Genomic DNA, 12085 nt, shown 5'->3' with positions numbered 1-12085 from the left:
GTACGAACTCAGTTTAGACGTTAGGGTAAAAATATGAATATATATAGAAAAAATCACGCATTTAAAGAATACGAAAACCCAATAGTTACACAGAAAGATATAAGTGTTTTTGAAAAGAAATATAACATAAAACTACCTAAGAAATATAAAGAAATCCTTTTGATTCAAAATGGTGGAACAGTAGAAATTCCAATTTTTAAATTAAAATCAAAAAAACATCATATCGATTCTATATATGGGATCAATGAATCTAAATCTGAATATGTACTTACAAATGTAAATTTATATCATGACGAAAAATACAGTTTATATTTTACAAGATCTAAATTTAAAAAGGAAAATTTAGATCCAAACAAAATACTAATTTTTTACACCGATTATGATAACTTTTATGCATTAGATTATAATAATAATCAAGAACCTGAAGTCATCTGGTTCAAAGTTGGAGCATCATCTTTCAACCAGAAAAAAGTTATCGCAAATAATTTTGAAGATTTCTTAAATCTTCAATTTCATGGATCTAAATTAAGTTTTTCAAAAAATAAAAAAACGGGCGAAACACTAATTTTCAAAGATGAAATATCATCTATTGATGACTATAATAATACATTTACAATTAATTCTCAAGTATATGATCACAATGATTATTATAGGGTTATCACCGAAGAAAACCGTTCATGGAAAAATTGGATTAATGAAGAAATAATACAAAAAAATGATCTCATCACATCAAGTTGTTTTATCTCATTATGTGAAAATAGTAAAACCAAAATATATAAACTAACTTTAGAGTCTAAAAAAATACAAATAAAGATAAAAAGTTCTTTAGTGTTAAGTAATGGTATGTTCATTAATGAACCCTCTAGTGAAATTGCATATCTAGAGATTTTTTCCCAATTAAAGGAAAATTTACAACTAGTACAAAAAAGTATTAAAGAAATTCAAAAACCCTAACCACGGGTTGTAGATGATGTTTCGCTTCGTCCAAACGCAAGTAAGCCCAGTCGTTAGATAAGAACAAAGAATATATAAACGATTTACTAATTACTTTCTTATTTCATATCGACGCATATGAAGAAATGATTTCTAAAAAAGAAAAAACTTCCATCTAGACAGATCCAGAAAAGCCACACCTGAATTTTGATATAACACAAAATTGGCAAGCTAGAAAAAACGCTTAAAAAGGTTGCAAAACTACTCTTAAAGGGCTCTTCTTTATGCTTAGATGATTGTCTGGGGGACATGGTGTCGCAGATTAAAATCCTGTCGTTAATGCTATGACAATCAAGGACTTAAATAAATGAAAGTACTTTTTTTTGCTGAAAAAAGGTTGCAAAACTCAAAATTAAGCTTGGTCTCAAATAAAAACAATTATCAATTGAATAATTTTATTCGCCGTAAGATTTACCCACTAAAACTGGATACGCTTTAGTTACATAGCTTGAAATTAATTAGGTGGAGTAGAGTGTCGCTTCCTTAGCTATAAAACCATACTGACTATGCCTTAGACTAAAAAATAAGCAGATCTATATTTTCTTTAAAATTAGTGTAATGTAAATCAAAAAATCAAAGATAGAATTTAATAATGAGTAAATTATATATTGTTTCGGGTGCTAACGGTTCTGGAAAAACTACTTTTTCAAAAAAGCTTACACAAGAGTTAAATATCTATTTTTTAAATGCAGACGAAATAGCAAAAGAAATAGACCCCCACAACACTACTGGTGGGGAAGTAGCGGCAGGTAAAATATTTTTTAAAAGACTACGAAAACTGCTTAAAGATAATAAATCTTTTGTTTTAGAATCTACACTATCTGGGAAATATCTAAAAAAAATCATCTCTCAGGCAAAAGAGAATGGTTATTCAATTGAATTAATTTACATTTTTTTAGAAAACCCGACAGTTTGTATCGAACGAATTAAGGAACGAGTTCTTAATGGAGGACATCACGTCCCTGATGAAGCTGTAGTAAGAAGATTTTATCGAAGTAAAAACAACTTTTGGAACATATATAAAAATGTTTGTGACAGGTGGTTCCTAATTTATAATTCTGAATTAACATTTAAAGAGTTTTGTATAGGATCTAAAGATAATTACACAATCAACGACAACTCAATTTTTAATGATTTTATGAAAGACGTGGAGTTATAATTATGAATAAAATAAATGACCTAGAGCTATACCAAGAAGCCTTCTTATTTCAAAAAATTGGTAATGAAGCTGTAAAAGAAGCTATACGAAATAATGAAAAGAAAAATATTGCCTCTGTATTCTCTAAAGATGGGGAAATTTACTACAAATTACCTTCTGGAGAAATTACTCAAAACAGTCCATTCATTTCCAAAGAATAACTCTAGATTCTGTACTTTTAGTATCAAACCGTAAATTGGTAAATAAGACCAAAAAAAGGTTTCAAAACTACATCTTAAAGGGCTCTTCTTTATGCTTAGATGATTGTCTGGGGGACATGGTGTCGCAGGTTCAAATCCTGTCGTTCCGACTCAAGCGGGCTTTATGCCCGCTTTTTTTGTGCCCTGATTTCATGTCGTTTGGGCTGTTTATGCGAGATTCCTACAGAACCTAATCTGGTAGCAACTTTAGGTCCCTATGGTTAAAACCAAAGGCTGAGTTATGTTAGGTGCCCTTGGCACAGACGATAGAAGAAGCAAAATGAGTAGAATGATGAATGAAGTTAATACAGATGATTTACGAGTTTGCCTCGTACAAATGTCTTCGAGCCCTGATTTCGAAGAAAATTTAGCGCATGCAAAATCAATCATTGAGCAAGCTTCGCAGAACAGAGATGAACTGATCATTTTCCCCGAATGCGCCCTGCTCTGGGCGAAAACTGACATCACCCATCAAAACGCCAAGACTCGTGAGCAATGGACTGATTTACTCTCTCCACTTTCCAAAACCTACAAGATTGCTATCGTCTGGGGTGGTCTTGCCGAGCGTCAGGAAAACAAAGTCTTCAATAGCTCATTCATATTTGATGCAGATGGTCATTTGTTAGATGTATATAGAAAGACTCACCTCTTCCAAATTTTCACTCCGGGCAAGAAAGCCATTGATGAGACCGAGACCTACGAACACGGTGATACGGGGCCATGCGTTGTCAAAATTAATGATTGGTCAATCGGCATTAGTATTTGTTATGATCTGCGTTTCCCGGAGTTTTTACGAAACTATGCTGGCTGTGACCTGATGATTAATTCCGCTGCCTTTACCAAAGCCACTGGAAAAGCTCATTGGGAAGTTCTCATGCGAGCCCGCGCCGTAGAGAATCAAAGCTATGTGATTGGTTCAGCGCAATGTGGTCGTAACGAGCTCAGCGGTATCTCTGCCTATGGGCACTCCATTGTAATTGATCCTTGGGGAGAGGTCTTGGGCGATCTTGGCGAAAGCATTGCCAGTCAAAGTTTTGTTCTCAACAAACAAATCATTCAACAAACCAGAGAAACGGTCCCCGCTCTTTATACGAGTTTCCCTCATTTAAGAGATCAATGAATCAGGTCAGCTGTGGCAAAATGCCTAGGCACAGCCTTGGCACAGTGCGCCAAGCTGGCACGCTCATTTCATTCGCTCTCACAATCAATAATTTCAGTTTTTTATAAACACATAAAAAACAAAGACTTAAGAACTGATAAATAAACTTGGCATAGCTTCTCCTTTATTGGGCACAACTTCCAATAAATTTAAAACTAACGGAGAAACAAAAATGGCTAAGATCCTCGGTATCGACCTCGGTACAACGAACTCATGTATGGCCGTCATGGAAAATGGCGAAGCCACAGTAATCCCTAACGCAGAAGGTCACAGAACTACACCTTCAGTAGTTGCTTTTGCAAAGAACGACGAAGAACTCGTTGGTCAAACAGCAAAACGTCAGGCAGTAACTAACCCCACGAACACAATCTTCTCTGCGAAGCGTTTCATGGGTCGTAAGTTTGCTGAAGTTAAGCACGAAATTGACCTCGTTCCTTACGAAGTTGTCGAAGCAAAGAATGGCGATGCGCACATTAAAGTTGGTGACAAAGTTTACTCACCACCCGAAATTTCTGCAAAAATCATTGCTAAGCTCAAGCGCGACGCAGAAGCTTACCTCGGTGAAACTCTCACTGAAGCCGTAATCACTGTACCTGCTTACTTTAACGATGCTCAGCGTCAGGCAACTAAAGATGCTGGCCGTATTGCTGGTGTTGACGTAAAGCGTATCATCAACGAGCCTACTGCAGCGGCACTTTCTTACGGTCTTGAAAAAGATAACGAACAAAGAATTTGTGTCTATGACCTCGGTGGCGGTACTTTCGACGTGACTGTACTCGAACTCGGTGATGGTGTTTTCGAAGTAGAAGCAACTAATGGTGATACTCACCTCGGTGGCGATGACTTTGACGAATCAATCATCAACCTCCTCGTAGAAGAATTCAAAAAAGAAAACGGCATTGACCTTCGTCAAGATGCTTTCGCTCTTCAACGTCTAAAAGAAGAAGGCGAGAAAGCAAAATGCGAACTCTCAACTGCTCAGTCTACTGATATCAACCTTCCGTTCATCACTGCTGATGCAACTGGCCCAAAACACTTACAGTTCACACTTTCACGTGCGAAACTTGAAGAAGTTACTGATAGCCTCGTAACTCGTTCAATCCTTCCTGTAGATGCTTGTTTAAAAGATGCCGGCGCGAGCGTTGGTGACATCGACGAAATCATCATGGTTGGTGGTCAAACTCGTATGCCTAAAGTTATCGAAGCTGTAAAAGCACGCTTTGGCAAAGACCTTCACCGCGGTGTTAACCCTGACGAATGTGTAGCTCTTGGTGCTGCAATTCAAGGTGGTGTACTCACTGGTGACGTGAACGACGTTCTTCTTCTCGACGTAACGCCTCTTTCACTCGGTATCGAAACTATGGGTGGTGTTTTCACTGCACTTATCGAGCGTAACACAACGATCCCAACTAAGAAGTCTGAGACTTTCTCAACGGCTGCTGATAACCAAACTGCTGTAGACATCGTTGTTTACCAGGGTGAGCGTCCCATGGCTCAACAAAACAAGAAAATTGGTGACTTCCGTCTCGACGAAATTAAATCGGCTCCTCGTGGCACGCCACAGATCGAAGTAACTTTCGACATCGATGCCAATGGTATCCTCAAAGTTTCTGCTAAAGATAAAGAGACTGGCAAAGAACAGCACATCACTATTCAGCCTGACTCAGGTCTAAGCGAAGACGAAATCGAACGCATGGTTAACGATGCCAAAGATAACGAAGCTGCCGACAAAGAGCTACGTGAAAACATCGAAACTAAAAACAAAGCAGAAGGCCTCGTCTTCCAAGTTGAGAAGCAACTCGGTGAAATCGGCGACAAAGTTCCTGCTGACGTAAAAGAGTCTTTCGATGCGGACATCGCAAAAATCAAAGAAGCTTGCGAAGCGAACAACTATGCTGAGATCAAAGAGCTCACAGAGAAGTTCGAAGCTCGCCTTCAAGAACTCGGTCAGTACATGGGTGCTCCAGGTGCTGATGGCGCTGGCGCTGGCGCAGCCGGTGCGGCAGGAGCTGCTGGTGCAGGTGCTGCGGGCGCTGCTGATTCTGAAAAGAAGAAAGAAGACGACGACATCATCGACGCCGACTTCGTTTAAGCTAAAAAATCTGCTGACTCCCCTCTTGGGAGTCAGCTTTCCTTATATCCTAACAAAAACCTAATACGGAGAAAACCAACTATGAGCATTCAGCCTCTAGGTGATCGCGTTCTCGTTCAAGAGATCGAAGTAAAAGAAGTAAGCGTTGGCGGAATTATCCTCCCCGACTCAGCTAAAGAAAAGCCACAAGAAGCCAAAGTTATTGCCCTCGGAACTGGTGGTATTGACGCTAATGGTAAAGAAATCACTTTCCACGTTGCCGAAGGCGACACAGTGATTGTCTCTAAATATGGTGGTACTGAAGTGAAAGCTGACGGTCAGGAATACAAAATCCTCAACCAAAACGATATCCTCGCAATCGTAAAATAATTTTAGGAATATTTACAAATGGCTAAACAATTAATTTTCGACGAGAACGCTCGTCGCAAGCTCCTCTCGGGTGTAGAGAAGCTCTCTAAAGCTGTAAAAGTTACTCTCGGTCCAAAAGGCCGTAACGTTGTTCTCGACAAGAGCTTTGGCACTCCTCATATCACAAAAGATGGTGTTTCTGTAGCTAAAGAAATCGAACTCGAATGCCCTTACGAAAACATGGGTGCTCAAATGGTTCGCGAAGTTGCTTCAAAAACTGCTGATCTCGCTGGTGACGGTACAACTACTGCAACAGTTCTTGCAGAAGCTATCTACCGTGAAGGTCTTAAGAATGTAACTGCGGGTGCTAACCCCATGAGTCTTAAGCGTGGTATCGACAAAGCTGTTGCTGCTATGGTTGCGGAGCTCGCAAACATCAGTACTCCTGTTGAAACTAACGAGCAAGTTAAGCAGATCGCTACGATCTCTGCTAACGGCGACGAAGAAATCGGTAGCATCATTGCTGACGCTATGGACAAAGTTGGTAAAGACGGCACAATCGCTGTTGAAGAGTCAAAAACTATCGAAACAACTCTCGACGTTGTTGATGGTATGCAGTTCGACAAAGGTTACCTCTCGCCTTACTTCTCAACTGACCTCGAGTCACGTGAAGCTCTCCTCGAAGATCCTTACATCCTCATTTTCGAAAAGAAAATTGCTAACCTCCAAGACATGCTCCCGCTTCTCCAAGAAGTGAGCAAAACTGGTAAGCCTTTCCTCATCATCGCTGAAGACGTTGAAGGCGAAGCTCTTTCTACTCTCGTCATCAACAAGCTCCGTGGCACACTCAATGTTTGTGCTGTTAAAGCTCCTGGTTTCGGTGATCGTCGTAAAGCTATGCTCGAAGACATCGCTATCCTCACTGGTGGTAAATGCATCACTGAAGACCTCGGCATGAAGCTCGAAAACGTCACTCTCGAAGACCTCGGTTCTGCTAAGCGCGTTATCGTTGACAAAGACAACACAGTTGTTGTTGATGGTAAAGGTGCTCAAGCTGAGATCATGGGTCGTGTGAAGCTTCTTAAAGCTCAAATCGAAGAGTCTACTTCTGAGTACGACAAAGAAAAACTCCAAGAGCGTCTTGCGAAGCTCGCTGGTGGTGTAGCCGTCATTAACGTTGGCGCTGCAACTGAAACTGAAATGAAAGAGAAAAAAGACCGCGTTGACGATGCGCTTCACGCAACTCGTGCAGCTGTTGACGAAGGTATTGTTGCTGGTGGCGGCGTTGCGTACATCCGTGCTCAAGCTGTTGCAGCTGGCATCGAACTCTCTGGCGACGAAGCTGTTGGTGCATCTATCATTGCTCGCGCATGTGAAGCTCCACTTCGTCAGCTCGTTAACAATGCAGCTGGTGAAGCTTCAATTGTCATCGCAAAAGTTCGCGAAGGCGAAGGCAACTACGGTTTCAACGTTGCAACTGACGAATACGTTGACATGCTCGAAGCTGGTGTTATCGACCCTAAGAAAGTAACGCGTTCTGCTTTACAGCACGCTGGTTCTATCTCTGGTCTTCTCCTTACTACTGAATGTCTCATTACTGACATCAAAGAAGAAGCTCCTGCTGGTGGCGGTGGTGATCACCACGGCGGCGGAATGCCAGGTGGCATGGGCGGAATGCCCGGCATGATGTAATCAGTTTTAACTGATTCATAAAAAAGGCGTCCCAATCGGGGCGCCTTTTTTTATGTGAAGTTTGAGCTCGTGATCTTATTTTTTAACGTTCTAAGAAAAAAATCGACAAATTACATCATTTATTTTCCAGCTTAGTAACATTCCCGAAAGAGCTTCGCTTATCTGCTTAGATTAATAATAAGTAAAGTAAGAGAATAATATGAAGCACTTCCTTTTAGCCATTAGCTGTTTAATGACATTTAATATCCAAGCCTTGGATCAAGCGACGAATCAAAAAGATCTCGATCAAAGAATGGAATGGTTTAACGACGCCAAGTTTGGCATGTTCATTCACTGGGGAGCCTACTCTGTATTGAAAGGCTCTTGGCAGGGTAAGGAAATGGAGTTTTACGCGGAATGGATTCAGGCGAAAGCGGATATCCCAAAAGAGCAATATGTAAAAGTGGCCGAACGTTTCAATCCCGAACAATTTGATGCCGATGCTTGGGCCAAAGCCGCTTATGAAGCTGGCATGAAATACATGGTTATCACCACCAAGCACCACGAAGGTTTTTGCCTTTGGGATAGCCAATACACAAAGTACGATATTAAAGATACAGCTGGAATTGACCGTGACCTATTAGGTGAACTCAGTGCAGCTTGTAAAAAATATGGACTCAAGTTTGGAACTTATTATTCAACGATTGATTGGCATCACGATTCACAAAAACCTGTAGAAGGCGCCAAGGGGCATTGGAATAAATGGGCGAAAATCGAGATGGTTTCCCCACAGAAAAAGAAAGAATATGTTCAGTACATGAAAAATCAGCTACAAGAACTCGTGGATCGCTACGATACACAAATCTTTTGGTTTGATGGCGACTGGAATGACTTTTGGACCATGGAAGATGGCGAAGATCTTTATCGTTTCTTACGCAAAATTCAGCCCAATGCCATTATCAATAATCGCGTCGCCAAAAGAAAAGAATTTAAATATGATTTTGGCACACCTGAGAACCAAACGCCGGGAGAAAAACTCGATTATTACTGGGAAGCCTGCTGGACGATCAATCACTCATGGGGCTACAAAGCACACGACAAGAAATGGAAAAGTAGCCAAGTGCTCATTCAAAAATTGCTCGATATCAATTCAAAAGGCGGCAATTTATTACTCAATGTGGGTCCCACACCAGAGGGAACCTTTCCGGACGGATGCATTGATCGTTTAGCGCAAATGGGGCAATGGACAAAAATGCACGGAGAAGTTCTTTATGGTACTGAGTACGCTCCCGTCAAAAGACCTTCTTGGGGCCGCGTACTGAAAAAAGGTAACTCACTCTTTCTACATGTTTTTGACTGGCCTCAGAACCAGCAGCTCAAAGTTGAAGGCCTCGCAGGATCATTGCAAAAAGCTTATGTATTTAAGCAAGCAAATGAAGCCCTTCAATTCGAGATTGATGATCAAAACTTCACGATTAAAATCCCTAAGGAAGCCTATGATGAAAATTCATCCGTTGTCGTACTCGAATTTTCTCCAGAGACGCTCTCTTTTGCGAAGACGGCAAATGCAGAAAAGCAATCCACTAATGACATAAGCTTAGCTTTGACTGCGGCAACTATCCAAGGAAAAAGCATTGTCTATGAGAAGAACACGCAAACCTTGCGTTCATTTAACTCCAATAAAGATAGCGCTAACTGGAAACAAGAAATTGTGATCCCAGGAAAATATGAAGTCTTGCTCGACACCGCACTCAATGGCAAAGAAAATTCATTTGAGGTCAAATTGAACAACAAAGTCCTCAAAGGTAAAGCGAAAAACACTGGTAAATGGGCCAAGTTTGAGGAGCTATCTCTCGGAGAAGTCGAACTTGATCAAATAGGAAATTATAGCATTTCTCTTAGAAAAACTTCAAAAAACCATCAATCACTCTTTAAATTAAAATCCATTCGTCTTCGTCCCATTCAATAGGATCACCCATATGATTAAATATCTCTGCCTTCTAAGCGCGTTTTTATGTTCATGTCAGAAAACACCTTCTCCAATTCATGAAGATGTGAGTACCCCCGCCAAATCAATTTACGTCCCAACGCAAAAGTTAGATCAACAAGCCATCTATGTCCAAAGCAATGCCAAGGCCAGTGGAGATGGCTCACTCGAAAAGCCCTACGCTTCGATCATGACTGCGATCCAACAGGCTCCAGACGCTTACACCATCTATTTACGCGAAGGTCGCTACAAAGAAGTTATCGAACTCAAAAATTTTGAAAAGAAACTTAAGATAGCCGCCTACCCTGGTGAAAAAGTTGTCATCGATGGCACCCAAGAACTTGAACTCAAGTGGGAACTTTATCAAAACAAGATCTATCGCAGTAAAGTGAATTTAGCCATATGGCAACTCTTTGCAGATAATAAGTATTCTTACTTAGCGCGCTGGCCTAACGCAACTTTTGAAGATGGAAAAATCTGGCGTATGACTCAGGGCATGCGCAGTCTCGATGGAGGTTATAAATCGAGTCAGCCTACGGGAAAAAGCCGCTTAGGACTCGCCTATGATGATGCCTTTAAAGCTCATAGTAAAGATGGCTTTAATGAGGGAGATAGTCGCTATTCTGGTCTTGCCAAAACTCAGAGCCTCGCTGATTCAGCTTTAGATTTTACCGGAGCCATTGCCGTTCTAAATATTGGTCACTGGATGACATGGGCGCGCCCCATCACAGAACACAAAGCCGGTTCAGATCATTTTTCCTATGCAAAAGATGGTATTAAATTAAGAGAACTCCATCAGCATACAGCCTATTATATTTATGGCCTCGCTGCCCTTGATCAAAATAATGAATGGTGGTATGACAAAGAAAGCCAATACCTCTATTACAGGGCTGAGGACCAACAATCTTTAAATAAGTTAAAATTTTCTAGTCGTAAAAATGACTTCATGCTAGAGCTCACTAAGGTAAAAAATCTTAGCTTTGAAAATCTTGATTTTTTTGCTGCTGGTTACAATGTACGTTTTTCTGAAAACATTCGTTTTAATGACTGCCGTTTTGATTATTTAAGCGATAATAAATATGTCCTAGGGCAATTCGATTGGTTCAATGCCTTTAATGGCAACAGCAATAATCAGATGTCGGCCTTTTTTGACGGTAAGGATAACCAATTGACCAATTGCATCTTTTCACGCTCAAATGCTCCCATCATTTTTAAAGGTGATAACACTCTTGTCCAGAATTGCCTTTTCGAAGATATTGAATGGGATGTGAACACGAATGGTGGTACAGGTTCTGTTATGATTGGCAAAGGTAGCACCATCCGCAACTGCACCCTCTCTAGGACCGGCAACTCGGAAGGCATACGCGCCATAGAAGACTCTTGTACAATTAAGTATAATCGAATTTTTGATGCAGGAAACCTCCAACACGATGGCTCGGGAATTAATGTGGGGACTAAAGTTCAAAAAGGCGCTACGGTAAGTCATAACTGGGTACATGACTGTAATCGTCAAGGCGTGCGCTTTGATTACCATGGCATGGACGTTCATCAGAGTGATGGATCCGTTTATGGAGATGGCCTTTATGCTTTCAATGTCATTTGGAATACTCAACCCAGTCAAATTAAAGGTGACCGCCACCTCATTTTTAATAATACTGTCATTAGCTGTAATTATTTCCCCGACCCAGAAAATGAGCCTTTCAACTTCAGTATCCAGGGCTTTAAAGCTATGCACGGCATCATGGGCAACGATAAATCAATTATTCGCAATAACCTAGCGAACATTAGTCATCGCAGTTGGGATTTGCGCATCACCGAGAAACGTAAGGCCAACTACCAAAATGGCGCACGCTTTTTCAAAGACCTCAATTACAATGTGCTACCAGGTAAGCACGACCATAATATGAGAGAAGCTGGCGCAGCCTATAAGTATTTGCGTGATCCGCAAAACCTAGATTTCCGACCAAAAATCAATAGTCCGCTAATTGCTTCTGGTAGAACCATACTCGCTTCCGAGAACCCCAATCAATACACTTCACTAAAGAATTTCCAGGAATTAAAACAGGGCATAGATATAGGTGCTTATCAAAGTGCCGCTAGTGATCATTACTGGATCCCAGGTTATAAAGCATGGCAGCCTAGCCAAGCAATCCCACTCGATGAAGGTGTAGTCAATCAGAGCAAAGTCGATCTCATTTTCCTCGAGTCCTACAAAGCCTCTGATCATAAAGTTTATTTTGGCACAGACCCCAAGAAACTTCAATTGCTTAAAGAATTGAAGAAGAGCAATATTTGCCCGAGCCCACAGCTCGAAGCAGGAAAAAAATACTTTTGGCGAGTCGATGCTATTTATCCCGATGGAGTCAGTTCAGGTGAAACCTGGAGTTTCACCGTAAAAGCCCCCACTTCCCAACTTGTCCATAATTAAAAAAGATCC

Annotated in this window: 9 protein-coding genes; all 9 read left to right on the top strand. The window is 40.8% G+C overall.

The annotated features are described in order from the left end of the window. Positions 1–33: 33 nt before the first annotated feature. The 9 genes from LNTAR_RS13680 to LNTAR_RS13640 all read left to right on the top strand — a co-directional run bounded on the left by LNTAR_RS13680 (position 34) and on the right by LNTAR_RS13640 (position 12076). Entirely contained in the window at positions 34–954 is a 921-nt protein-coding gene (locus LNTAR_RS13680; RefSeq protein ID WP_007279310.1) for an SMI1/KNR4 family protein, read from the top strand. 631 nt (positions 955–1585) lie between these two features. Then, positions 1586–2152, top strand: coding sequence for an ATPase (locus LNTAR_RS13675; RefSeq protein WP_007279308.1), 567 nt, complete (start codon positions 1586–1588; stop codon positions 2150–2152). Positions 2153–2154: 2 nt separating this feature from the next. Further along, entirely contained in the window at positions 2155–2352 is a 198-nt protein-coding gene (locus tag LNTAR_RS13670) for a hypothetical protein (protein WP_007279307.1), read from the top strand. Between the two features lie 319 nt (positions 2353–2671). Further along, positions 2672–3511: a carbon-nitrogen hydrolase family protein gene (locus LNTAR_RS13665; RefSeq protein WP_157473586.1), complete on the top strand. Its 840-nt coding sequence runs from the start codon at positions 2672–2674 to the stop codon at positions 3509–3511. A 211-nt stretch (positions 3512–3722) separates the two neighbouring features. After that, on the top strand, positions 3723–5642 hold the full coding sequence (dnaK, locus tag LNTAR_RS13660; RefSeq protein WP_007279305.1) for a molecular chaperone DnaK: 1920 nt from the start codon (positions 3723–3725) through the stop codon (positions 5640–5642). Positions 5643–5723: 81 nt separating this feature from the next. Next, complete coding sequence (gene groES / locus LNTAR_RS13655; RefSeq protein WP_007279304.1) at positions 5724–6011, top strand: co-chaperone GroES; 288 nt, start codon at positions 5724–5726, stop codon at positions 6009–6011. A gap of 18 nt (positions 6012–6029) precedes the next feature. Then, complete coding sequence (gene groL, locus LNTAR_RS13650) at positions 6030–7682, top strand: chaperonin GroEL (RefSeq protein WP_007279303.1); 1653 nt, start codon at positions 6030–6032, stop codon at positions 7680–7682. Positions 7683–7881: 199 nt separating this feature from the next. Next, positions 7882–9630 (top strand): alpha-L-fucosidase, encoded by a 1749-nt coding sequence (locus LNTAR_RS13645; protein WP_007279302.1) that lies wholly within the window; start codon positions 7882–7884, stop codon positions 9628–9630. 10 nt (positions 9631–9640) lie between these two features. Further along, positions 9641–12076: a right-handed parallel beta-helix repeat-containing protein gene (locus LNTAR_RS13640; RefSeq protein ID WP_007279301.1), complete on the top strand. Its 2436-nt coding sequence runs from the start codon at positions 9641–9643 to the stop codon at positions 12074–12076. The last annotated feature ends 9 nt before the right edge of the window (positions 12077–12085 follow it).

The sequence above is a fragment of the Lentisphaera araneosa HTCC2155 genome (assembly GCF_000170755.1).
GTDB classification, from domain to species: domain Bacteria; phylum Verrucomicrobiota; class Lentisphaeria; order Lentisphaerales; family Lentisphaeraceae; genus Lentisphaera; species Lentisphaera araneosa.
Note: the sequence above shows the minus strand (reverse complement) of the source record. Positions and strands in the feature narration are given on the sequence as shown.